The 21,327-nt window shown below is 67.5% G+C and carries 24 protein-coding genes and 4 tRNA genes; 12 read left to right on the top strand and 16 right to left on the bottom strand.

Features of this window, described 5'->3' with window-relative positions; genetic code table 11:
- Position 1 precedes the first annotated feature (1 nt).
- The gene (locus DMB80_RS01845) at positions 2–1,177 is read left to right on the top strand and encodes a pyridoxal phosphate-dependent aminotransferase (protein ID WP_111508285.1); all 1,176 of its coding nucleotides are present in this window, start codon (positions 2–4) and stop codon (positions 1,175–1,177) included.
- On the opposite strand, the gene DMB80_RS01840 is transcribed toward DMB80_RS01845, so the two are convergent.
- Together DMB80_RS01840 and DMB80_RS01835 are read right to left on the bottom strand one after the other, a co-directional pair.
- Positions 1,160–2,071 carry a TIGR03564 family F420-dependent LLM class oxidoreductase gene (locus DMB80_RS01840; protein WP_111508284.1) on the bottom strand — a complete coding sequence of 304 codons (912 nt, stop codon included), beginning with the start codon at positions 2,069–2,071 and terminating at the stop codon, positions 1,160–1,162. The genes DMB80_RS01845 and DMB80_RS01840 overlap by 18 nt on opposite strands.
- A 77-nt stretch (positions 2,072–2,148) precedes the next feature.
- Positions 2,149–2,589 carry an SRPBCC family protein gene (locus DMB80_RS01835; RefSeq protein WP_046362306.1) on the bottom strand — a complete coding sequence of 147 codons (441 nt, stop codon included), beginning with the start codon at positions 2,587–2,589 and terminating at the stop codon, positions 2,149–2,151.
- A 124-nt stretch (positions 2,590–2,713) separates the two neighbouring features.
- On the opposite strand from DMB80_RS01835, the gene DMB80_RS01830 reads away from it, so the two are divergent.
- Positions 2,714–3,706, top strand: a complete 993-nt coding sequence (locus DMB80_RS01830) for a cation diffusion facilitator family transporter (protein ID WP_111508283.1) — start codon at positions 2,714–2,716, stop codon at positions 3,704–3,706.
- On the opposite strand, the gene DMB80_RS01825 is transcribed toward DMB80_RS01830, so the two are convergent.
- Positions 3,703–4,143, bottom strand: a complete 441-nt coding sequence (locus tag DMB80_RS01825) for an SRPBCC family protein (RefSeq protein ID WP_111508282.1) — start codon at positions 4,141–4,143, stop codon at positions 3,703–3,705. The two genes, DMB80_RS01830 and DMB80_RS01825, sit on opposite strands and share 4 nt — an antisense overlap.
- 71 nt (positions 4,144–4,214) lie before the next feature.
- Between DMB80_RS01825 and DMB80_RS01820 the strand changes: the two genes are divergently transcribed.
- Both DMB80_RS01820 and DMB80_RS27965 read left to right on the top strand, forming a co-directional pair.
- A complete protein-coding gene (locus DMB80_RS01820; RefSeq protein WP_111508281.1) occupies positions 4,215–4,568 on the top strand; it encodes a UBP-type zinc finger domain-containing protein in 354 nt (117 codons plus the stop codon).
- 32 nt (positions 4,569–4,600) lie between these two features.
- Complete coding sequence (locus DMB80_RS27965) at positions 4,601–4,753, top strand: hypothetical protein (RefSeq protein WP_162938372.1); 153 nt, start codon at positions 4,601–4,603, stop codon at positions 4,751–4,753.
- Between the two features lies 1 nt (position 4,754).
- On the opposite strand, the gene DMB80_RS01815 is transcribed toward DMB80_RS27965, so the two are convergent.
- Both DMB80_RS01815 and DMB80_RS01810 read right to left on the bottom strand, forming a co-directional pair.
- On the bottom strand, positions 4,755–6,314 hold the full coding sequence (locus tag DMB80_RS01815) for a phytoene desaturase family protein (protein WP_111508280.1): 1,560 nt from the start codon (positions 6,312–6,314) through the stop codon (positions 4,755–4,757).
- 54 nt (positions 6,315–6,368) lie between these two features.
- Positions 6,369–6,974, bottom strand: coding sequence for a TetR/AcrR family transcriptional regulator (locus tag DMB80_RS01810; protein WP_111508279.1), 606 nt, complete (start codon positions 6,972–6,974; stop codon positions 6,369–6,371).
- A 134-nt stretch (positions 6,975–7,108) separates the two neighbouring features.
- On the opposite strand from DMB80_RS01810, the gene DMB80_RS01805 reads away from it, so the two are divergent.
- A complete protein-coding gene (locus DMB80_RS01805; protein WP_111508278.1) occupies positions 7,109–7,894 on the top strand; it encodes an MBL fold metallo-hydrolase in 786 nt (261 codons plus the stop codon).
- On the opposite strand, the gene DMB80_RS01800 is transcribed toward DMB80_RS01805, so the two are convergent.
- The 5 genes from DMB80_RS01800 to DMB80_RS01780 all read right to left on the bottom strand — a co-directional run bounded on the left by DMB80_RS01800 (position 7,867) and on the right by DMB80_RS01780 (position 9,329).
- Positions 7,867–8,460: a TetR/AcrR family transcriptional regulator gene (locus tag DMB80_RS01800; RefSeq protein WP_111508277.1), complete on the bottom strand. Its 594-nt coding sequence runs from the start codon at positions 8,458–8,460 to the stop codon at positions 7,867–7,869. The genes DMB80_RS01805 and DMB80_RS01800 overlap by 28 nt on opposite strands.
- A gap of 1 nt (position 8,461) precedes the next feature.
- The gene (locus tag DMB80_RS01795; RefSeq protein ID WP_111508276.1) at positions 8,462–9,031 is read right to left on the bottom strand and encodes a chorismate mutase; all 570 of its coding nucleotides are present in this window, start codon (positions 9,029–9,031) and stop codon (positions 8,462–8,464) included.
- Positions 9,031–9,107, bottom strand: a tRNA-Phe gene (locus DMB80_RS01790). Before DMB80_RS01790 ends, DMB80_RS01795 begins: the two co-directional genes overlap by 1 nt.
- A gap of 41 nt (positions 9,108–9,148) precedes the next feature.
- A tRNA-Asp gene (locus DMB80_RS01785) sits at positions 9,149–9,222 on the bottom strand.
- Between the two features lie 34 nt (positions 9,223–9,256).
- Positions 9,257–9,329: transfer RNA gene (locus DMB80_RS01780), tRNA-Glu, on the bottom strand.
- A gap of 125 nt (positions 9,330–9,454) precedes the next feature.
- Here DMB80_RS01780 and DMB80_RS01775 point away from each other — a divergent pair.
- Positions 9,455–9,530 (top strand) — tRNA-Lys (locus DMB80_RS01775).
- Positions 9,531–9,545: 15 nt separating this feature from the next.
- Here the strand turns inward: DMB80_RS01775 and DMB80_RS01770 are convergent.
- The gene (locus tag DMB80_RS01770; protein WP_111508275.1) at positions 9,546–10,457 is read right to left on the bottom strand and encodes a serine/threonine-protein kinase; all 912 of its coding nucleotides are present in this window, start codon (positions 10,455–10,457) and stop codon (positions 9,546–9,548) included.
- 76 nt (positions 10,458–10,533) lie between these two features.
- Between DMB80_RS01770 and DMB80_RS01765 the strand changes: the two genes are divergently transcribed.
- The gene (locus DMB80_RS01765) at positions 10,534–10,860 is read left to right on the top strand and encodes a hypothetical protein (RefSeq protein ID WP_162938371.1); all 327 of its coding nucleotides are present in this window, start codon (positions 10,534–10,536) and stop codon (positions 10,858–10,860) included.
- On the opposite strand, the gene DMB80_RS01760 is transcribed toward DMB80_RS01765, so the two are convergent.
- Together DMB80_RS01760 and DMB80_RS01755 are read right to left on the bottom strand one after the other, a co-directional pair.
- Positions 10,826–11,476, bottom strand: a complete 651-nt coding sequence (locus tag DMB80_RS01760) for a L,D-transpeptidase family protein (protein ID WP_111508273.1) — start codon at positions 11,474–11,476, stop codon at positions 10,826–10,828. The two genes, DMB80_RS01765 and DMB80_RS01760, sit on opposite strands and share 35 nt — an antisense overlap.
- A gap of 19 nt (positions 11,477–11,495) precedes the next feature.
- Complete coding sequence (locus tag DMB80_RS01755; protein WP_111508272.1) at positions 11,496–12,509, bottom strand: oxygenase MpaB family protein; 1,014 nt, start codon at positions 12,507–12,509, stop codon at positions 11,496–11,498.
- 58 nt (positions 12,510–12,567) lie between these two features.
- Here DMB80_RS01755 and DMB80_RS01750 point away from each other — a divergent pair, with 58 nt between their 5' ends.
- The 5 genes from DMB80_RS01750 to phoU all read left to right on the top strand — a co-directional run bounded on the left by DMB80_RS01750 (position 12,568) and on the right by phoU (position 18,432).
- Complete coding sequence (locus DMB80_RS01750; protein WP_111508271.1) at positions 12,568–13,149, top strand: TetR/AcrR family transcriptional regulator; 582 nt, start codon at positions 12,568–12,570, stop codon at positions 13,147–13,149.
- Between the two features lie 105 nt (positions 13,150–13,254).
- A complete protein-coding gene (locus DMB80_RS01745) occupies positions 13,255–14,262 on the top strand; it encodes an acyl-ACP desaturase (RefSeq protein WP_111508270.1) in 1,008 nt (335 codons plus the stop codon).
- A gap of 29 nt (positions 14,263–14,291) precedes the next feature.
- Positions 14,292–15,425 carry a tRNA dihydrouridine synthase DusB gene (gene dusB, locus DMB80_RS01740; RefSeq protein WP_111508269.1) on the top strand — a complete coding sequence of 378 codons (1,134 nt, stop codon included), beginning with the start codon at positions 14,292–14,294 and terminating at the stop codon, positions 15,423–15,425.
- A gap of 238 nt (positions 15,426–15,663) precedes the next feature.
- Entirely contained in the window at positions 15,664–17,691 is a 2,028-nt protein-coding gene (locus tag DMB80_RS01735; RefSeq protein ID WP_111508268.1) for an LCP family protein, read from the top strand.
- A gap of 72 nt (positions 17,692–17,763) precedes the next feature.
- Positions 17,764–18,432, top strand: coding sequence for a phosphate signaling complex protein PhoU (phoU, locus tag DMB80_RS01730; RefSeq protein WP_046362278.1), 669 nt, complete (start codon positions 17,764–17,766; stop codon positions 18,430–18,432).
- A gap of 70 nt (positions 18,433–18,502) precedes the next feature.
- Here the strand turns inward: phoU and pstB are convergent, their stop codons facing one another.
- The 3 genes from pstB to pstC are packed head-to-tail and all read right to left on the bottom strand — an operon-like array spanning position 18,503 to position 21,280.
- Positions 18,503–19,279, bottom strand: a complete 777-nt coding sequence (gene pstB, locus DMB80_RS01725; RefSeq protein ID WP_073683201.1) for a phosphate ABC transporter ATP-binding protein PstB — start codon at positions 19,277–19,279, stop codon at positions 18,503–18,505.
- 10 nt (positions 19,280–19,289) lie between these two features.
- A complete protein-coding gene (gene pstA / locus DMB80_RS01720; RefSeq protein ID WP_046362276.1) occupies positions 19,290–20,207 on the bottom strand; it encodes a phosphate ABC transporter permease PstA in 918 nt (305 codons plus the stop codon).
- On the bottom strand, positions 20,204–21,280 hold the full coding sequence (gene pstC, locus DMB80_RS01715; RefSeq protein ID WP_111508267.1) for a phosphate ABC transporter permease subunit PstC: 1,077 nt from the start codon (positions 21,278–21,280) through the stop codon (positions 20,204–20,206). Before pstC ends, pstA begins: the two co-directional genes overlap by 4 nt.
- Positions 21,281–21,327 lie beyond the last annotated feature (47 nt).

The raw sequence follows: 21,327 nt of genomic DNA, 5'->3' as shown, positions 1-21,327 counted from the left end.
CATGACTGTTGGCCGGCTGCGCCCCTACGCGGTGACGATCTTCGCCGAGATGTCCGCGCGTGCCGCCGAACTCGACGCGGTCAACCTCGGTCAGGGTTTCCCGGACGAGGCCGGTCCGCCGGACATGCTCGCGACCGCCCAGCAGGCGATCGCCGATGGCGTGAACCAGTACCCGCCCGGCCTGGGCATCGCGCCGCTGCGCCAGGCGATCGCCGCGCAGCGCGAACGCCGGTACGGAATCTCCTACGACCCCGACACCGAGGTCCTGGTGACCGCCGGCGCCACGGAGGCGATCGCCGCCGCGGTACTCGGGCTCGTCGAGCCCGGCTCGGAGATCCTGCTCATCGAACCGTTCTACGACTCCTACTCCCCCGTCGTCGCGATGGCCGGATGCCACCGGCGGGCGGTGCCGATGCGCCGCGACGGCGGGCGCTTCACCATCGACGTGGCGGCGCTCCGCGCGGCCGTCACCCCGAAAACCGCTGCCATCATCGTGAATTCGCCGCACAACCCGACCGGTTCGGTGGCCGGCGACGACGAACTGCGGGCCCTCGCCGAATTCGCCGTCGCGGCCGACCTGCTGGTGATCACCGATGAGGTGTACGAACACCTCACCTTCGACGGGCATCGGCACCGACCGCTGGCCGGCTACCCGGGCATGGCCGAGCGCACGATCACGATTTCCAGCGCCGGCAAGATGTTCAACGTCACGGGCTGGAAGATCGGCTGGGCCTGCGGGCCGCGCCACCTGATCGCGGGGCTGCGGGCGGCCAAGCAGTACCTGACCTACGTGGGCGGGGCGCCGTTCCAGCCTGCTGTCGCCGCGGCGCTCGACACCGGTGACGAGTGGGTGGACGCACTGTGCCGTTCGTTCGAATCACGGCGTGACCGGCTGGCCGCCGCGCTGCGCGACATCGGCTTCGACGTGTACGACAGCGTCGGAACCTACTTCCTGACCGCCGACCCGCGCCCCCTCGGATTCGACGACGGACGGGCGTTCTGCACCCAGTTGATCGAGCAGGTGGGGGTGGCGGCCATTCCGATGTCGGCGTTCTGCGACCCCGCGGCATCGCACGCCGGGGACTGGAATCCGCTGGTGCGCTTCGCATTCTGCAAACGGGAGCAGACCCTGGACGAGGCGATCCGCAGACTCGGGACGTTAGAGCGACGCGGCTAGCTCCCACAGCCTCTCGTCGGGCTGGTCCCGGTTCAACGGGCTGAGCACCACGTCGGTGGCACCTGCGTCGAGGTAGCGCCGCAACGACCGCAGCACCGTTTCCTCGTCGCCGATAGCGGCGAGCTCCGACAGATTGGCAATGCCTTCACGTGCGATCACTTTCTGGTACGACGGGATGGCCGCGTAGAAGGCGAGCTGCTCGTCGGCTGCGTCCCGGGCGGCGTCGACGCCCGAGGTGACCTGCGCCGGCACGAACGCGATGATGCGCGGCCGTGAGCGTCCGGCTTTCGCGGCGACCCGGGCGATCGTCGGCTCGATGAACTCCGCGATGGTCCGGGGACCGGCCAGATACGGCAGGGTGCCGTCGGCGAGTTCACCCGTTGCCGTCAGAGCCTTCGGGCCCATCGCCGCCACGTAGACGGGCACCGGGGTGCCGCCCGCCAGCGTGGTCGGCCACTCCGGGGCCGCCGTGTACTGCTCGCCGTGGAAGTCGACGCCGCCGGCGTGGAAGACGGATCGCAGAATCGTGAGGTACTCGCGCAACCGGGCGATGGTGTCGGGCCACGACGTGCCGTAGGCGATCCGCTCGGGTTCGTGCGCGCCGAGACCGAGTCCGAGACTGAAGTTGCCGTGCGCGGCGGCCTGTGCGGTCTGCGCCTGGGAGGCCACTGTCAGGGGATGGCGAGGGTTGAACGGCACCACAGAGGTGCCCACCCCGAGCCCGGGGACCGCGGCACCGACGAGGCCGGACAGCGCGATGGCGTCGTGGTCGAACTGCTGGGCGACCCAGACGCCCCGTGTGCCGAGTTGATGGGCGCGGCGCGCTTGGTCGACGATGTCGTCCACAGCGTTGCTCGTCTCGGCCCGCGCGAACAGCACTACTCCAGTGGTCACATGGCGAGCAACCAGCGCGCAGGCCCACCGATTCCAACCGGCTCCGAACAACTCACCGTGACGCTAGAGGTTGCGGCTCAGCGAGTGCCGGCCATCACCCGCTGCCGCAGGTTCTCCAGCGCGACGTCGAGGACCATCCGCTTGGCGCGTTTGACCAGAAATGCCGGGTAGGGCGCGGCGAGATCGAGGATCAGGTCGAAGCGGACCCGGGTGCGCTCCTCCCCCTCCTGCACCAGGTTGTACTCGCCGTGCTGGCAGCGCTGCCGTGACGTGCGTTGGGCGTCCCACACCACCCAGTCGTCGCCCCAGTGGTACTCCAGGAGCTCCTTGTCGCTCATCCCCATGATCTTGACCGTCGCCTTGACGTGGTGCGGCCGGCCATCGGGGTGGCGGTCGACGACCTCGGCGGCCTTGTGCAACGACGACCAGGATGCGACCGCCTCGATGTCGGCCAGCGCGTCGAGGATTACCTCCGGCGGCGCCTCGATCACCACCTCACTGGAAGCACGGACAGCCATGCGGCAAAGGATAACGGTGGTTCCGAACAGACGCAGGGTAATGCCCAGCTAATTTTGTGACGGTTCTTAATTTGGCGCGGACCGCCACGTTTGTGCACTTCGGCGGCGGGGAAGTAACGCAGCCATGAGCGCTGCGTCCATCTCTGGGCCCGACCCTGCGTCCTCCGAGGCACAGCTCGACTCGCCCAGCGGTGGGGAGAGCACGCTGACGGTGGTCGTCGCGCTCGCCGCGAACTTCGCCGTCGCCGTCGCCAAGACCGTCGCCGCCGTCATCTCCGGATCGGCGTCGATGACGGCCGAGGCCACTCACTCCTGGGCCGACACCGCGAACCAGTGCTTCTTGATCGTCGCCAATCGGCGCAGTGCCCGTCCGCCGGACAGCGAGCGGCCACTGGGCTACGGCCGCGAAGCCTACGTCTGGTCGCTGCTCGCCGCGGTGGGGCTCTTCGTCGTCGGCGGAACGGTGTCGGTCTGGCACGGCATCACCGAGATCATCCACGGCGAGTCTGGCCCGGAGAACTATCTGGTGGCCTACATCGTGCTCGGTGTCGCGTTCGTCCTCGAGGGTTCCTCACTGCTGCAGGCATTCCGGCAACTGCGCTCCGAGGCCGACGAATACGACCGGGAACTGCTCTCCCACGTGCTCGACACCTCCGACCCCACCACCCGCGCGGTGTTCGCCGAGGACACCGCGGCACTGATCGGGATCGTGATAGCGCTACTCGGCATCGGCCTGCACCAGCTCACCGGCGATGCGATCTGGGACGCGATCGGCTCCATCCTGGTGGGCCTGCTGCTCGGCGTGGTCGCGGTGATCCTGATCGACCGCAATCGACGATTCCTGGTCGGCGAATCAGCCAGCCCACAACTGCGGCAGGCTGCGATCGCCCAGCTGGAGCGGATGCCGGAGGTGGCCTCCGTGCGCTTCATCCGGCTGGTGTTCGTCGGGCCCAAGCAGCTGTTCCTGGTGGCCAGCGTCGACCTCGTGGGTGATGCCGTGGAGTCGCGGATCGCCGATACCCTGCGCGACCTGGAGAACAGGTTGCAAGCCGAGCCGAACATCGTCGACGCCGTGCTGACGATCGCCGAGCCCGATGCGCTCGACCGGCTCGCCTAACCTCTGATGACTTTGAGCACCTGCTTGCGCAGGCCCTCGGTGGCCGTTTCGACGCCGCCCTTGATGGTGCGCTTCACGATGAAGCCGGGCAGCGGCACAGACAGGTCGAGTGCGATGTCGAAACGCACGCGGGTCTTGTCGCCCTCCGGGGTCAGCGTGTAGCTGGCGTCCTGCGCCTTGATCTGGCCGGCCTTCACCAGCGTCCAGCTGACTTTTCGCTCGTCCCAGGAGTATTCGATGACCTGCTCGTCGGTCAGTCCGGCGGCCTTGACGGTCATCTTGACCTGCTTGGGCCTGCCGTTGTCGAACCGCTCCAACACCTCGGCCTTCTCGTACTGCGGCGACCACGTCGGGGTCGCCTCGACATCGGCGATGACGTCGAGGATCTGTTCCGGCGTTGCTTCGATGACGACTTCGCGAGAATCCTTCGTGGCCATGGCGGAACCATAGAGCACGGGAGGTCCCGTTCGTATCGAGATCCTCCGAGGAGGCCCGTAGGCTCGTCGATGTGAGCAGTGACATCGACCCCGCGGCGCCTCCGAGCGGTACCGGTTGCGTCGAGTGCGATGCCGCGGGCGGCTGGTGGGTGCATCTGCGCCGGTGCGCCGCATGCGGTCACATCGGCTGCTGTGACGACTCGCCGCAGCGGCATGCAGCCGCCCACTGGCGCGCGAGCGGCCACCCGATCATCCGCTCGTTCGAGCCGGGCGAGGACTGGTTCTGGGACTATTCGACCGAGGCGTACTACGACGGACCGGAGCTCGCCGCGCCGCAGAGCCGGCCGGTCGACGAGACGGTGCCGGGTCCGCGGGGGCGCGTGCCCGCGGACTGGATGGCTCAGCTGCAGGCGCGTCGCGGGTGAATGGAATTCCCGCAGCCGGGTAGTCCTGACTGGTGAGCACAGATCCCCGCACCACTGACACCGATTCCGGCGCAGACAATGCCGACGACGACGTGATGAGCGATCCGTCCAAGGGTTCCGACGACCGGGCCGACTGGTCCGACGAGGGCGGTGCGACGTCGGGAGGTCCGGCACCGGCGACGTAGGTCAGTCCCGAGCAAGCACCTCTTGGGCGGCGTTGTAACCCGGGATGAAGGTGATACCGGGCCCGCCATGGCAGCCGGCCCCGGCGAGGTAGAGGCCGTCGACCGGAAGCGGTTGACCGACATGACCTTTGGGTCCTGGCCGGTTCGGGCCCATCTGTTCCGGGTGGATCAGTCCGTGGCAGTAGTCCCCGCCTGGCGCGCCGAACATCGTGCCCATGTGTTTGGGGGTGAACGTCGTATGGCGGAGGATCAGCTTCTCGAAATCGGGAACCAGTCGCGTGATCTTCTCGATCACTCGCCGCCCCATCTCTGCCTTGCGGTCGCCGTAGCTCGCGGTCTCGTCTCCGAGCGGGAACCACAGCGAGAACGCTGACACCGCATGCTTGCCCGGCGGCGCCAGGCTCGGATCGTTGGCCGAGGGGACCTGCAGTGCCATCGCCGGATCCGCGGGCACGATCCCCCGTTTCGCGTCCTCCCACTGCCGCTGCAGTTCCTCGGGGGTGCTGAAAATGCCGATGGCCGACTGGTATTCGGGATCGTCGAGCTGCCCGTAGGGAGCCGCGAACGTCAGCGGTCCGTCGAGGGCGAAATGCATCTGCAGATAACTGCCACGGTGGTCGATGCGGGCGTAGCGCTCTTTGATGTCGGCGGGTACCGCAGCGTGGTCCAGCAGACCGTTGACCGTCAGGTCGGGGGCCAGGGTGGAGACGACGACCGGAGCGGTGAATGTCGAGCCGTCCTCCAGCCGGACCCCGCCCACGCGGCCGTCGGCGGTGAGCACCTCGGCGACCTTGCTGCGCAACCGCAGTTCACCGCCCGCATCGGTGAACAAGGTCAGCAGATGGTCGGTGACCGCGCCCATGCCACCCCGGAATTTCTTGATCAGCGTGGCATTCTCGTCGGGTACCGCCAGCCCGAACGCCAGAGCGGCGGCGCTGCCGGGTGTCTCGGGACCGCGAAAAGTGGTGTTGACGGCCAGGAAGGCAAGCATGCCGCGCAACGCACCGTGCTTCTCCCGGTCGGGCAGGTGGCGGTCCAGCACGTCGCTGACCGAGCCGAACAGGATGTCGCTGATCGCCTGGCGCTCGAATTCGTTTGTCGCACAGGCGGACATCTCGTCGAGCGTCTTCGGCGGGCGGGCTGCGTCGAAACGACCCAGGGCGCGCATCGGCGCCTGGCACCACGCCATCAGGCCGGCCATACCGTTGACGGCCTCGGCGCCGTGCACCTCGTTGAGGTGGGTCAGCAATTTCATCGGATCGGTGTAGTAGATGACCGGGTCGTCGCCGATGCCCCGCAGTTGCACGCTCATCACATCCAGGTCGACCGTGGGCAGGGCATCGAGCCCCAGCGCCTCACTGACCACGGCCGAGGTGGGCACCTGCACCGAACCGGCGATCTCGAAGCGGAAGCCGTCGAAGAGCTCGACTGTCGAGGCCATGCCGCCGGGGTAGAGCTTGGCTTCCACACACAGTGTGCGCAGGCCGGCGCGTTGCAGCAGGGCGGCGGCAGTCAGCCCGTTGTGGCCCGCGCCGACGACGATCGCGTCGAAATCCGTCATCGCCCGAGGCTGACACGCACCGTCAGGTTTTGTCAATATTGACGAAACCTGGGTTCAGCTGGGGTTGCCGACCCCGTCCTGAAGCAGCGTCAACGCCTGGCGGCACAGCCTGTCCAACTCGGGCAGCGAACGGTCCTCCCCCAACATCCAGACCTCCATCGCGCCGAACACCGCCGCAGCGATGCAGCGCGCCGTCACCGTGATGCGCATCCGCTCCTCGGTGCCGGGCGCGGGCGGATCCTTGGCAGCCATCCGCTCCTCGATGGCCTCGGCGAAATCCGCCTCCACCTGCCGGATGTGCCGCACGATCCGACCGGGGTCGAGGTCCTGGCTGCGCATCGCAGCGATCCGGGTGACAGCCGAATCATCGTACGGGGCAGCCGAAATCGCGCATTGCACCGACTCGATGATCGGCTCGTCCGGGGATCGCGCGGACAGCGCCGCACGGAACCAGTGCAGGCCCGCGTCGTAGTCGGCGAAGAGCAGATCGTGTTTCGACGAGAAGTGCCGGTAGAACGTCCGCAACGAAACACCCGCATCGGCGGCGATCTGCTCGGCCGACGTCTCCTCGACTCCCTGGGCCAGGAAACGGACGGCCGCGGCCTGGCGGAGCGCCTCCCGGGTGCGCTCGCTGCGCGCCGTCTGGGCAGGGCGGACCATCTCGGTAACGTACCGCACCCGCGACCCGCCGCAGCCCGACCACAACTGCTGCCACTGCCCAGTGGTGCGTAGAGGTTAGGGTGTCACGACAGTGTGAAAATTTGACATTGCTGACGACGCGGGGGCGACGGCTGGTGAAGGTCCATCATCTGAACTGCGGCACGATGCGGCCCTGGGGTGCGGGCAGTCTCGTGTGTCATGTGCTGCTGGTCGAGGCGGACAACGGGCTGGTGCTCGTCGACACGGGGTTCGGCACGCAGGACTGCATGAGCCCGGCCCGCTTCGGCCCTTTTCGGCGATACTTCTTCCGGCCGTCCTTCGACGTGGCCGAATCAGCTGTGCGTCAGGTCGAGGCGCTCGGCTTCCACCGCTCCGACGTGCGGCACATCATCACCACGCATTTCGACGCCGATCACATCGGCGGGCTGGCCGACTTCCCCGACGCCCAGATTCACGTCACCGCGGCTGAGGTGGCTCAGGCGATGAGCTCGCCCGCGCTGCCCGACCGGATCCGATACCGCGCCGAGCAGTGGGCACACGGCCCTCACCTGGTCCAGTACGACATCACGGGTGAGGCGTGGCGGGGGTTCGCCGCCGCCAGGGAGCTCACGGCGATCGGCCCCGGATTCGTGTTCATCTCCCTGCCCGGCCACACTCGCGGGCATGCGTGCGTCGCTGTCGACGCCGGCGACCGGTGGATACTCCACGCCGGAGATGCGTTCTTCCAGTCCGGCACGCTCGACGAGAACCCGCGGGTACCTGCGCTGACGGCGTTCGAGCGAGCTGTTGCGGGAAATTGGAAACAGGTGGTGGACAACCACTCCCGGCTCGTCGAACTACACCGCCGCAACGAACCCGACCTGATGATCGTGTGCTCGCACGATCCGACGCTCTACGAGCGGGCCAGAGCGTCGCGCTGATCCCGGAAGCCCACCAGGGCGATGGACGCCTCCACTGCCTCGTCGGTGACATCGCTGAGCCGCCCGCCCTCTTCGACGGTGATCGCGGTCAATTCCCTCAGCCCGCCGAGCAGCATGACGATGCGCCGCCGGGGCACGGGACCGATACCGGCCGAACGGAATTCGGCGCTGTCACTCAGCGCGTCGACCATGTCGATGAAGTGGTCCAGCGCGTCACGCTGCAACCCCCGTGCTGCGGGGCCCAACGCCGGTACGTCACGAATCCAGCTCAGCATCAACGCCGATCGCGCCTCAGCGGAGGCGATCCACGCCTCGATGGCCTGGCGGACCTGCTTCTGCCATGGCGCTGCGGGATCGACGGCCGCGCGGATCTGCCGTATCTGATCAGCGTTGGCCTCGGTGAGCAGCGCGACGAAGCACTCGTCGCGGCTGGTGAAATGCTCGTAGAACGTGCGCCGCGACGTCCGGGCCCTACGCACGATCTCGGCGACCGTGGTCTTGGCGTAGCCCTGCTCGGCGATCGAGGCTTCCAGGCCGTCGAGCAGGCGCTGGCGGAAGTCGCTCATGTCAGCGGCAGTAGTTGCGGGTGGCGAGATCCAGCGCCTGCCGGTACAGCGGATCGAGGCCACGCGACGTCGCCACCGATGACTTCGCGGCATCGAGCTCGGCGGGGCATTGCGGGGAGTGCAGCTTTGGCCACTCCTCGGCCATCAGCGTCACCATCTCGCGGTTGAGCGCGTCGATGATGTCGCGCGACGAGGCCAGGTCGGGCGCATCGGCCGGTGCGGCGGCCGGATCGAACGTCCACTGCGCCAGCCGCTGGTACTCGATGCCCACGGTGGCGTCGAGCTGGTCGCGGAAAGCGGTCTGCACGTAGGCCGGATCGATCTGGAAGTCACGGGCCTGACCGGCGACCGCGTCGAGCACCTGCTGCTCGCGTGCGGCATCGACGATCGGGGTGCGGGTGTGGAACTTGTTGGCCGCGACCGGCTCGGCGATCTGCAGGCGGCGCACCGCGGCGTCGACGAGATCGGTCACGGTGTAGGTGGGTTGCGCCGACGCGACAGGCGGGATGCCAGGGACGAGGGTCACCGCCAGACCGGCGGCGACCGCTGCGACTGCACCACGGATGTTCATGGTGGCCAGGGCCGGGATCGAACCGGCGACCTTCCGCTTTTCAGGCGGACGCTCGTACCAACTGAGCTACCTGGCCGGAAGGCCACCGACTCACGCCGACGAACCTCGCCAATACGGCGACCCTGACGGGACTCGAACCCGCGACCTCCGCCGTGACAGGGCGGCGCGCTAACCAACTGCGCCACAGGGCCTTACTGTGTGCAACCCGACAAGCCGCGTTGCGTGTACCCCCAACGGGATTCGAACCCGTGCTACCGCCGTGAAAGGGCGGCGTCCTAGGCCACTAGACGATGGGGGCCAAGTCCGAATTCCTCCGGGGCACTCGCAACAACGTTCGTTGGGAGCTTCGATAGCTTAGGGTACCGACACCCGAATCCTCAAACGGCCACCCCCGCAGTATCCTTTTGCAGGCACACAAGCCACGCCCCTATAGCTCAGTCGGTAGAGCTACGGACTTTTAATCCGCAGGTCCCAGGTTCGAGCCCTGGTGGGGGCACCAGTACGAACTCGCAGCTCACAGCGTGATAATCACGATGGCCGCGACCAGCACGGCGAGCACCGCCGCCACCCCGGCCAGCACCGCGACCGCGCGCTGCGGCGCCCCGCTCATCCCGATAGCCTGCCCGTCCAGACACGCCCGCATCTGCTCGGCCGTCGCGAAGCGCCACCGGGGATCCGGTGACATCGCGCGCTCCACGGTGGCCACCAGCGCCGGATCGAGGTCGGGTCGCAGCACCGACAGCGGTGTCACCGCGCCGGCCGCGATCGCATCGGCCAATCCGGTCAGGCTCTCCTGGGGATAGGCCCGGCGGCCGGTCAGTGCCTCGTAGGCCACCACGCCGAGCGCGTAGAGATCGTCACTCGGCACCGCGGGCCGGCCGGCGATTCGGTCGGCCGGCAGGTAGGCCATCGTCCCGAAGACGCGGTTCGTCAGCGTCTGTGGACTGTCAGCGCTCTTGGCCACCCCGAAGTCGGCGACCTTCACGGTGCCGAACCACGTGTAGAGCAGGTTGGCCGGCTTGATGTCGCGATGCAGGACGCCGCGGGCGTGGGCGGCGCCCAGCGCGTCCAGCACGTCGCGCAGCACGCCCCGCACGTGCTGCGCCGGCATCGGGCCACCACGCGCCAGCGCGTCGGCCACATTGCGGCCCGGAAGGCGTTCGAGCACGATGTAATGCCTGCCGCGGTGAATTCCGGTGTCATGCACCGCGACGACGTGGGGGTGCGCCACGACTGCGGCGGCGCGCGCCTCGGTGGCGAAGCGGCGGCGGGTGTCGGGCTGCTCGCTCACCGACGGATAGAGCAGTTTGACCGCCACGGGCCGGCCGAGCCGCAAGTCCCAGGCGTCACGCACCTCGGCCATGCCACCACGGCCGAGAATGCCTCGTAGCTCGTAGCGACCGCCCAGAACCTCCGGCGCGTGCATGCTCTCCAAGCTATCCGCAACGGCCCCGTTGCAAACCTGACGCGGCCGCGGCGAGCCCCTCGTAGGATCGTCGTCGATGCAAAGCTCACGATCGCAGCGACGTCACTGGTACCGGCGCCATCCCGTCCTTGCGGCGACGGCTGCCGCGGTGGCGCTCTGGTGGTTGTGGCTCGGCTGGTACCCGGCGGTGATCCTCGTCACCGCAGCGGCCGTCGCCCTCACGATCCGCCGGCGCAGACGGGCAGCCGTCATCCGCGACGCCGGACTACGCGCCCGCGCCGACTACGAACACCAGCTGACGTTGGCGGGCGATCCGCACGGCATCTACGGCCGCTTCCCACCCGCCGCCTGGTCCGTCGGCGCCTGTGTCACGCAGGCCCCGCCAGCCCGACCCCGATGGTGATCTCCGGGTGCTGCGCCGGATCGAGCCACTGCAGCACCGACCGCATCTGATCGCGCCCGATCGCAACGCATCCCCACGTCGGTTCGCCGTCGGTCACGTGCAGGAAGATCCCCGCTGAGCGGCCCGGCACCCGCTCCGGATTGTGGTCGATCAGCACCGCGTAGTCGTAGATCTCCCCGGAGTCGTAGAGGTTCTCCGCGTCCTCGGAGTCGATCTCCGCGGCGTGCACGTGGGTGTTGTACGTCGGCGAATCCACGTCCTCGTCCCACCAGTCCTCGTCGGTCGCGACGAAATACGGCATGCGGGTGCCGGGGTTGTCGCTGCGTCCGAACGCCTGCCCCAGCGGGAACGTGCCCACCGGGGTCCGGAACACGTCGTCGGCCGGGGCGCCCACCCCGAGCCGGCCGAGATCTGCCGGGGTCGGGCCCAGCACCATCTGCCAGCGGCCGTCGACGCGTTCGTAGGTCGTGAGTTCGCCGACCGGCGAATCCGGCTCCGGCGCACTGACCACGATGCGTTGCGCCGACGCGTCGCCCCCGGGTTCGGCGGCGGCGCTGCCGGTGGCGCCGGCCGCGAGGATCATCAGCAGTGGCGCGACGGCCAGTTTGCCCAGCACAGAGTCGAACCTACGCGTGTCAGACCTTCGGACAGTAGAAGTGCGGGTCGTCGCGGTATTCGACCGGCGGAAGGTTGCGCGCCGGGGTCTCCACCAGCGGCGCGTCGGCAGGCAGGCGGCCGTGCGTCCGGTCCCATGCCGAACGTTTGCGCGGATGCATCAGCATCCGCCGGGGCATCAGGCGGGTGGTCAGGTACACCGCCTGACCGAAGAGCGCGTGTAACCGCTCCTGCCGGGGCGACCACGAATAGCCCATGAGCTCACGCACCGGCGGGTCGTAGAGACCGACGGTGGCGAAGTTGAAGAAGCGCTGCATCACGGCGATGTTGAGCTGCCACAACCAGTCCGGAAGCCAGTCGAGCGACGGGTGTTTCGGCATCGTGGAAAGGTCCATGACCTCGCGCGCGGCCCAGTTGTCCTCGAGTACGTTGCGGCACATGTGATCCCAGTACCGCTCGAAGTCCTCCCAGGTGGCGGGTACCGGCCGCATGCTCATCCCGTACATGCGGTACCACGTGAGGTGCTCGTCGAACAGTTGGCGCTTCTGCGCGTCGGTCAGTCCGCCGCCGACCCATTCGGCCGCCAGCAGAGTGGATTTGAAGAAGGTGGCGTGCGCCCAGTAGAAGACGTCGGGATTCAGCGCGCTGTACCGCCGGCCCTGGTCGTCGACGCCCTTGATGCCGATGTGATAGTCGCGGACCTGCGCTCCGGTGCGCGGCGCCCGGTCGCCGTCGAACACCACTCCGCCGATGGGATAGACCGACCGGAACAGCCGGGGCATCCGCTCGAGGAAGAAGATCGAATGCTGCTGCACCGCGGCGCCGAGCTGCGGGTGCATGTTCTGCATCGAACCCGCCCACGGGCCCTGCAGCATGCCGGTCCACTGTCCGAAGTACTTCCACGTCAGCGAGTCGGGACCCAGCGCGGCGGGCACATCGTCGTAGCCGTCGGTCACCGGACAGCCGGCGCCGACCGCGGTGTCGGCGCCGGACTCGCTGGTCACCGGGCATGTGGCGGACGTATCTTGAGTCACTGTTCGCGCTACCCCAATTCTGACTACATACGTTGTCAAAACGGAGTCTAGGAGGACTGTGTCGTCCGGTCAACGACGGGGCAGGTGGTCCGGCGTCCCCGTGCGGGACCGCCCAGCCCTGCGCCGCGACGATCTGATCATCGCCGGGATCGAGCTGCTCGGCAGCCCGGGCGGCCCTAACCTCACGGTGCGTGCCGCATGCCGCGCCGCGGGTCTGACCGAGCGCTATTTCTACGAGAGCTTCACCGACCGCGACGACTACGTGGCCGCGATCTACGACGAGGTGGGCAGTGCCGCGATGGCGTCACTGGCGAAGTCGGAGAGCATGCGCGATGCGGTCGAGCGGTTCGTCGCGATGATGGTCGACGATCCTGCGCGCGGCCGTCTGCTGCTGCTCGCGCCCGAGGCCGAGCCGGTGCTGGCCCGCTCGGGAGCACGCTGGATGCCGAATTTCATCGAGTTGCTGCAGCACAACCTGACCCGCATCACCGACCCCACCACCCAGGCCATGGTTGCCACCGGGCTCATCGGGGCACTCACTGCACTGTTCACCGCGTACCTGGACGGCCGGCTCTCCGCCACCCGCGAGCAGTTCATCGACCACTGCGCCGAGCTGCTGCTGCACGGCGCTTCTCGCTGAATCGGCACAGCCGAGAGGGTGTGACATCCGGCGCGGCTACTTGAATGTCACCGGCATACACAGATATATTGACTGCAACTACGAGGTACAGATATCGGAGGTGTCATGGCCAAGGATCTGACTGATCTGCAGCTTCTGACCGAACTGGAGCCCGTCGTCGAGCCCCTGGTCAATCGGCACATGAAGATGAAGAAGGACTGGAACCCCCACGACTTCATCCCGTGGTCCGACGGTAAGAACTACTACGCCCTCGGCGGCCAGGACTGGGACATCGAGCAGTCGAAGCTCTCCGAGGTGGCGCGGGTCGCGATGCTGACGAACCTGCTGACCGAGGACAACCTGCCGTCCTACCACCGCGAGATCGCGATGAACTTCAGCATGGACGGCCCGTGGGGCTTCTGGGTCAACCGGTGGACCGCCGAGGAGAACCGGCACGGCATCGCGCTGCGCGACTACCTCGTCGTCACCCGCAACGTCGACCCCGTCGAGCTGGAGATGCTGCGTGTCGAGCAGATGACCCGCGGCTTCTCCCCCGGCCAGAACCAGCAGGGCGGCCTCGAACTGTTCGCGGAGAGCCTGTTCGACTCGGTCATCTACGTGACGTTCCAGGAGCTCGCCACCCGCGTCTCGCACCGCAATACCGGCAAGGCGTGTGACGACCCGATCGCCGATCAGCTGCTGCAGCGCGTCTCGGCCGACGAGAACCTGCACATGATCTTCTACCGGGACGTGTCCGAAGCCGGCTTCGAGATCGCACCCGACCAGGCGATGAAGTCGCTGCACAAGGTGCTGCGCAACTTCAAGATGCCCGGATACACGATCCCCGACTTCCGGCGGCGTGCGGTCACCATCGCCTCCGGCGGTGTCTACGATCCGCGCATCCACCTCGAGGACATCGTGATGCCGGTGCTGAAGAAGTGGCGGATCTTCGAGCGCGAGGACTTCAACGGCGAGAGCGCCAAGATGCGCGACGACCTCGGCCTGCTGGTCGAGGAACTGCAGGAGGCCGTCGACAAGTTCGAGGTCGCCAAGCAGCGTCGTGAGGAGCGGCTGCGCCAGATGGCGGAGAAGAAGGCCGCCAAGAACCAGCTGGTGGGAACATCGACCTCGTAAACCACGACACCGAATCGACCCGATCCGAGTTGCGGATCGGGTCGATTCTGTTGCGCAGTCCCGTCGTCCTCGCCCCGATGGCCGGGGTGACCAACGTCGCCTTCCGCACGCTGTGCCGCGAACTCGAACTCGCCCGCGCGGGCACCGTCAGCGGCCTCTACGTCTGCGAGATGGTGACCGCGCGCGCATTGGTCGAGCGGCATCCGGTCACGATGCACATGACCACGTTCGCGCCCGAAGAATCGCTGCGATCGCTGCAGCTCTACACCGTCGACCCCGTCAACACCTATGCGGCGGCCAAGATGATCGTCGACGAGAACCTGGCCGACCACATCGACATGAACTTCGGTTGTCCCGTACCGAAGGTGACACGTCGGGGCGGCGGCGCCGCCCTGCCCTACAAGCGTCGCCTGTTCGGGCAGATCGTCGCCGCCGCGGTCAGAGCGACCGAGGGCACCGACATCCCGGTCACCGTCAAGTTCCGCATCGGCATCGACGACGAGCACCACACCCACCTCGACGCCGGTCGGATCGCCGCCGAGGAAGGCGCCGCCGCGGTCGCACTGCACGCGCGCACAGCCGCGCAGCGGTACTCGGGCACCGCCGACTGGGAGCAGATCGCGGCGCTCAAGGCGCACGTCAGCGGGATTCCGGTGCTCGGAAACGGTGATATCTTCGACGCTCGAGACGCGCTGGCCATGATGGCCGCGACGGGCTGCGACGGCGTCGTGATCGGCCGGGGCTGCCTGGGGCGGCCGTGGCTGTTCGCCGAACTGTCCGCCGCCTTCAGCGGCGAGGCACCGGCCACCCCACCCACCCTGGGTGAGGTCGCGTCCATCATTCGTCGACACGGCGAGCTGCTCGCTGCGCACTTCGGAGAGGACAAAGGGATGCGCGACATGCGCAAACACGTGGCCTGGTACCTGCACGGCTTCCCGGCTGGGGCGGATCTGCGGCGGTCATTGGCGCTGGTGAAGACGATCTCCGAGCTCGACGAGCTGCTCGGCGAACTCGATGCCGACGTGCCCTTCCCGGACGCCGCCAACGGACCGCGCGGACGCCAGGGTTCCGCCGCATCGGTCTCCCTACCGGAGAACTGGCTCGACGACCCTGACGACTGCGCCGTGCCGGTCGGCGCCGATGTGATGCATTCCGGCGGCTGACCGCCTGCTTGACATGTGTCTCGAGTGCATATCGATCCTCGGCTGACGGCAGCCGTCGGGTAGCTCTCTCTCAGGATGTCTCAGTACGATGAGACCCCAGCGAAAATGCTGAGGTGCCCGGCCCCGAACACGGGGGCGGGATCAGCGCGTATCGAGTTGGAGATGGCGCACACCCGAGGTGCGCGTCGGCGCCGACGAGGCGCCAGCGGAGCCGTAGGAGCTGAAAGGCCGGTAGACGATGAGTGACGGTGATCACGCCACTCCCGGCCGCCCGGACCCCAGCGAGCCAGACCGCGACAACGAATGGCTTACCCGATCGACGCGGCCGACACCAGGCGCCGCGCCGTGGGAGCGCCGGAATGCCGCGACAGACCCCGATTCCGACACCGACGCAGACACCGCCGCTGCAGCGCCGGCCCCGCGCCGGGACGACGACGAATCCGCGCCGATCACTGTCGCCGACCTCATCGCGAAGATCCACGGCGAAGCACCGATCCCCGAGCGGCCCACCCGGCACCGTGCGGAGCCCGAACCCGAGCCCGTATCCGAGCCAGAGCCCGACTTCGAGCTAGAGCCCGACTCCCCGCCTGAGCCCGAGCCGTACCCCGCCGACGAGTTCGACACGACGATCCTGCCGGCGGTGCACGCACACCCTTCGGAGCTGCCGGACCTGACAGCCACCGCGGTGCCCGAGGCGCCGACGCCCGAGCGTCCACGGCATCACCGCAGCGTCATCGTCGGACGGGTCGTCGCGGCTCTGGTCGCCGTGCTGGCACTGGTCCTGACCGGCGGTGCATGGCAGTGGCAGTCCTCGAAGAACAACCTGCTCAACCGCGTCTCGGCGCTCGACCCCGACTCCCGCGACATCGTCGACCCCAACGCCCAGTTCGGCGACGAGAACTTCCTGATCGTCGGCACCGACACCCGCATCGGGGACAACAGCGAAATGGGCGCCGGCACCACCGAGGACGCTGCGGGCGCCCGGTCGGACACGGTGATGCTGGTCAACATCCCGGCGAACCGTAAGCGCGTGGTCGCGGTGTCGTTTCCCCGCGACCTGAAAATCGAACCGATGAAGTGCGAGGTCTGGAATCCAGAGACCCGCCAGTACGGCCCGATCTATGACGAGGACACCGAATCCTGGGGGCCCGAAGAGGCCTACACGGAATACAAGCTGAACTCGGCTTTCGCCGTTGGCGGCCCCAAATGCCTGGTCAAGGTCATTCAGAAGCTGTCGGGCCTGCACGTCAACCGATTCATGGCCGTCGACTTCGCCGGCTTCTCCAAGATGGTCGACGCCCTCGGCGGCGTCGAGGTCTGCAGCACGACGCCGATCGAGGACTACGAGCTGGGCACCGTCCTGGCCAACTCCGGCCGCCAGGTCGTCGACGGACACACAGCGCTCAACTATGTGCGCGCCCGGCAGGTGACCACCGAAACCAACGGCGACTACGGGCGCATCAAACGCCAGCAGCGGTTCCTGTCGTCACTGCTGCGGTCGTTGATCTCGAAGGACACGTTCTTCTCGCTGTCGAAGCTCAACAACGTCGTGAACATGTTCATCAACGACAGCTACGTCGACAACCTCGACACCAAGGATCTCGTCGACCTCGGCCAGTCGGTGCAGGGCGTCAACGCGGGCCGGATCACCTTCATCACGGTGCCGACCGTCGGCTATCCCGACGAGTACGGCAACGAGATCCCCCGCACCGACGACATGCGAGCACTGTTCGACGCGATCATCAACGACGATCCGCTGCCCGAGGAACGCAACGCCGACAACACCCCCGTCCCCGGCACCCCTGCGGCGCCGACCAACGGCGCCCCGGCCCCGGCGCCGGACGGCGAGGTCATCGAGGCCGTCGCCACCAATCCCGCCGACGTGACCGTGCGGGTGTCCAACTCGACCTCCGAGAGCGGGCTGGCGTCCAACGCGGCCGAAGCACTCCAGACCCACGGCTTCTCCATCACCGACCCCGACGACTACCCCGGCCCGCTGGACCACACCACGGTGTTCTTCTCCCCCGGCAACGAGGAAGCGGCCGCGACGGTGGCCTCGTCGTTCCCCGACCCGACGATCGAGCGGTCGAGCGGCCTCGGCGACGTCGTGCAAGTCGTCCTGGGCAAGGACTTCTCCGCGGTCGGCACGCCGATGCCGAGCGGTTCGACCGTCAAGGTGCACGTGCTGCGCGGATCGAAGAACACCTCGAGCGCGCTGCCCGAGGATCTGACGGTCACCAACGCCGCCGACACGTCCTGCGAATAACGGGCGGCATTCACCTGGCGTTCACCGCCCGGCTCGTGACGATCTGTGCAGGTAGCACGTAGGCTTTTGATCATGCGTACCGCGTACCACGAGCAGCTGGAATCTCTGACGACCCAGCTCGGTGACATGTGCGGGCTGGCGGGCACGGCGATGGAGCGGGCGACACAGGCGCTGCTCCAGGCCGATCTCGCGCTGGCCGAACAGGTGATCACCGACCACGAGCAGATCTCCGCGATGAGCGTCCGGGCCGAGGAGACCGCTTTCGTCCTCCTAGCGCTGCAGGCACCCGTGGCCGGGGATCTGCGTGCGATCGTCAGCTCGATCCAGATCGTCGCCGACGTCGACCGGATGGGCGCGCTGGCACTGCACGTGGCCAAGATCGCGCGTCGCCGGCACCCCCAGCACGCGCTGCCCGAAGAGGTCAACGGTTACTTCGCCGAGATGGGCCGCGTCGCCGTCGAACTCGGCCAGAGCGCCCGTGAGGTGCTGCTCACCCGCGATCCGGAGAAGGCCGCCCGGATCCGCGACGAGGACGACGCGATGGACGATCTGCACCGGCATCTGTTCTCGGTGCTGATGGACCGCGAGTGGCGGCACGGGGTGGCAGCTGCGGTCGACGTGACACTGCTGGGCCGGTTCTACGAGCGTTTCGCCGATCACGCCGTGGAAATCGCACGCCGGGTGATCTTCCAGGTGACCGGGCACGCCCCCGAAGAAGAGGGCCTGCCGCTCTCTCGCTGACGACAGCAGCAACAAGAAAGCCCCCCGGGACATCTCCTCCGGGGGGCTCACTTGTTGCCGGAATGGCCTGTCAGCCGAAGCGGCCCGAGATGTAGTCCTCGGTCGCCTTCTGCGTCGGGTTCGAGAAGATCTTCTCGGTGTCGTCGATCTCGATCAACCGGCCCGGCTTGCCGGTCGCCTCGAGGTTGAAGAACGCCGTCTGATCGCTCACGCGGGCAGCCTGCTGCATGTTGTGCGTGACGATCACGATCGTGAAGTCCTGCTTCAGCTCGGCGATCAGATCCTCGATCGCCAGCGTCGAGATCGGGTCCAGCGCCGAGCACGGCTCGTCCATCAGCAGCACGTCGGGCTGCACGGCGATCGCCCGGGCGATGCAGAGTCGCTGCTGCTGACCGCCGGAGAGCCCGCCGCCGGGCTTGTCCAACCGGTCCTTGACCTCTGTCCACAGGTTCGCACCCTTGAGTGAGCGCTCGGCCACCTCGTCGAGGGTCTTCTTGTTGCGCACGCCCTGGAGCTTCAGCCCGGCCACCACGTTGTCGCGAATCGACATGGTGGGGAACGGATTCGGTCGCTGGAACACCATGCCGATGGTCTTGCGCACACCGACCGGATCGACGCCGGCACCGTAGATGTCGTCACCGTCGAGCAGCACCGAGCCTTCGACGCGGGCGCCGGGGATGACCTCGTGCATCCGGTTCAGCGTGCGCAGCACGGTGGACTTGCCGCACCCCGACGGTCCGATGAACGCGGTGACGCTGCGCGGCGGCACCGACATGGACACATCGGCGACGGCGTGGAAGTTGCCGTAGTAGATGTTGACGTCTTTGAGATCGAGTCGCTTGGCCACTGGTTTTCTCCTAGACCTTCTTGGGCGCAAAGAATTTGGCGATGAATCGGGCACCGACGTTGAGCAGCGCGATGACGATGATCAACGTCAGTGCGGCACCCCACATCCGGTCGGTGGGCACCGGATTGGCACCGGCCCCGGCGGACGTCTGGTCGTACATCATGCCCGGCAGCGAGCCCATGAACCCGCTGAACATGTCGAAGTTGATGGCCTGCGAGTAGCCCACCAGGATCAGCAGCGGTGCCGTCTCCCCCATCACGCGGGCCAGGGACAGCAGGATGCCGGTGACGATTCCCGACAGCGCGGTCGGGATGACGATCGCCGCGATGGTCTTCCACTTCGGCACGCCCAGTGCGTAACTCGCCTCCCGCAGGTCCATCGGGACGATGCGCAGCATCTCCTCGGTGGACCGGACGATCACCGGGATCATCAGCAGCACCAACGCCAGGGACACGGCGATGCCCGACCTCTCGAACCCGAACGTCGCCACCCAGAGCGCGTAGATGAACAGCGCCGCGACGATCGACGGCACACCCGTGAGGATGTCGACCATGAACGTGGTCAGCTTGCCCAACCGTGTGCCGCCGCCGTACTCGACCAGGTAGATGCCGACGAAGACGCCGATCGGAATGGAGATCACCGCGCACACCGCGGCCTGCAGGAGGCTGCCGACGATCGCGTGGTAGGCGCCGCCACCGGCGGCGAACGCTGTCATACCCGCCTGGGAGTTCAGCCACCAGGTGCTCGACGTGATCACGCCGATCCCCTTGGACACCACGGTGTAGAGCACCCACAGCAGCGGCACCAACGCGATGATCACCGACGTGGTCACCAGGACGGTCGCCGCATTGTTCGTGATCTTCCGGCGTGTGCTGACGCCTTGGAATGTCGGAGCCTTGACGGGGCGGTCCAGTGTCGGAGAACTCATGATGCAGACCGGTCCTTTCCGGAGACCGCGGCGCGGGCCAGCGAGTTCACCACGAAGGTCAGGATGAACAGCACCAGCCCGGCCGCGATGTAGGCGCCCGCCTTGTACTGATCGTTGAATTCCGATGCGGCCGCGGCGATCTTGCTCGCGAACGTGTAGCCGGCATCGAACAGCGTCCAGCCGAACGCGGTCTGGGTGCCGCGCAGGATGATCAGCAGGGCGATCGTCTCACCCAGCGCGCGGCCGAGGCCGAGCATCGCGCCGCTGATGTAGCCGGACATCCCGAACGGCAGCACCGTCGTGCGGACCACTTCCCAGCGCGTCGCGCCGAGCGCCAGTGCGGCTTCGATCTGGCCGCGCGGGGTCTGCACGAACACCTCGCGGGTGACCGCGGTGATGATCGGAAGGATCATCACCGCCAACACGATGCCGGCGGTGAAGATCGTGCCGCCGCCCGCGACCGATGCGTTGCCGGTTCCGAACAGGAAGAACCAGCTTCCGAGAGTTTCGTTGAGCCACAACGCCACCGGTCTGATCACCGGTGCGAGCACGTAGAGGCCCCACACGCCGTAGATGATCGACGGCACCGCGGCGAGAAGATCCACCATGTAGGCCAGCGGACCGACCACCCGCTTGGGTGCGTAGTTGGTGAGGTAGATCGCGATTCCCAGCGCGATCGGCATGGCGAGCAGCAGCGCGAACACCGACACGAACACCGTGACCTGCAGCAGATCCAAAATGCCGAACTGCATCGCCGAGGTGTCGGTGGTGATCCAGTTCCCGCCGTAGAGGAAGAAATTCTGCTCGTTGCGCGCCAAGGCGGGGATCGCCCGCCAGAGCAGGAAGATCCCGATCGCGGCGATGAGCGCGACGATGAAAACGCCTGAGCTCTCGGCCAATCCGCGGAAGATGCGGTCGCCCACGCGCACGACGCCGTGACGCGAGGGGTCCGTGGACAGCGGCGTCGGCTCGGGGTGGGGTGCGGCCAAGGCCTCACCCGACCCCGCGCCCGTCGGATCGGGGATAGTCACAGAAGTTCCGTCAGAACCCTTCTCGATACTGTTGAACGTCATCGGTGTCTGGCACCCATCCTCGCCTCGAACCTGCTACCGCGCCAGCG

This window comes from Mycobacterium kyogaense, assembly GCF_003254575.1.
Classification (GTDB): Bacteria; Actinomycetota; Actinomycetes; order Mycobacteriales; family Mycobacteriaceae; genus Mycobacterium; species Mycobacterium kyogaense.
Note: the sequence above shows the minus strand (reverse complement) of the source record. Positions and strands in the feature narration are given on the sequence as shown.

What these genes read in the sequence shown, in the direction of transcription:
- DMB80_RS01845 (WP_111508285.1), top strand. Translation starts at nt 2, where the DNA reads ATGACTGTTGGCCGGCTGCGCCCCTACGCGGTGACGATCTTCGCCGAG.
- DMB80_RS01835 (WP_046362306.1), bottom strand. Translation starts at nt 2,589, where the DNA reads ATGGCTGTCCGTGCTTCCAGTGAGGTGGTGATCGAGGCGCCGCCGGAG.
- DMB80_RS01830 (WP_111508283.1), top strand. Translation starts at nt 2,714, where the DNA reads ATGAGCGCTGCGTCCATCTCTGGGCCCGACCCTGCGTCCTCCGAGGCA.
- DMB80_RS01825 (WP_111508282.1), bottom strand. Translation starts at nt 4,143, where the DNA reads ATGGCCACGAAGGATTCTCGCGAAGTCGTCATCGAAGCAACGCCGGAA.
- DMB80_RS01815 (WP_111508280.1), bottom strand. Translation starts at nt 6,314, where the DNA reads ATGACGGATTTCGACGCGATCGTCGTCGGCGCGGGCCACAACGGGCTG.
- DMB80_RS01810 (WP_111508279.1), bottom strand. Translation starts at nt 6,974, where the DNA reads ATGGTCCGCCCTGCCCAGACGGCGCGCAGCGAGCGCACCCGGGAGGCG.
- DMB80_RS01800 (WP_111508277.1), bottom strand. Translation starts at nt 8,460, where the DNA reads ATGAGCGACTTCCGCCAGCGCCTGCTCGACGGCCTGGAAGCCTCGATC.
- DMB80_RS01795 (WP_111508276.1), bottom strand. Translation starts at nt 9,031, where the DNA reads ATGAACATCCGTGGTGCAGTCGCAGCGGTCGCCGCCGGTCTGGCGGTG.
- DMB80_RS01770 (WP_111508275.1), bottom strand. Translation starts at nt 10,457, where the DNA reads ATGCACGCGCCGGAGGTTCTGGGCGGTCGCTACGAGCTACGAGGCATT.
- DMB80_RS01765 (WP_162938371.1), top strand. Translation starts at nt 10,534, where the DNA reads ATGCAAAGCTCACGATCGCAGCGACGTCACTGGTACCGGCGCCATCCC.
- DMB80_RS01745 (WP_111508270.1), top strand. Translation starts at nt 13,255, where the DNA reads ATGGCCAAGGATCTGACTGATCTGCAGCTTCTGACCGAACTGGAGCCC.
- DMB80_RS01735 (WP_111508268.1), top strand. Translation starts at nt 15,664, where the DNA reads ATGAGTGACGGTGATCACGCCACTCCCGGCCGCCCGGACCCCAGCGAG.
- phoU (WP_046362278.1), top strand. Translation starts at nt 17,764, where the DNA reads ATGCGTACCGCGTACCACGAGCAGCTGGAATCTCTGACGACCCAGCTC.
- pstA (WP_046362276.1), bottom strand. Translation starts at nt 20,207, where the DNA reads ATGAGTTCTCCGACACTGGACCGCCCCGTCAAGGCTCCGACATTCCAA.
- pstC (WP_111508267.1), bottom strand. Translation starts at nt 21,280, where the DNA reads ATGACGTTCAACAGTATCGAGAAGGGTTCTGACGGAACTTCTGTGACT.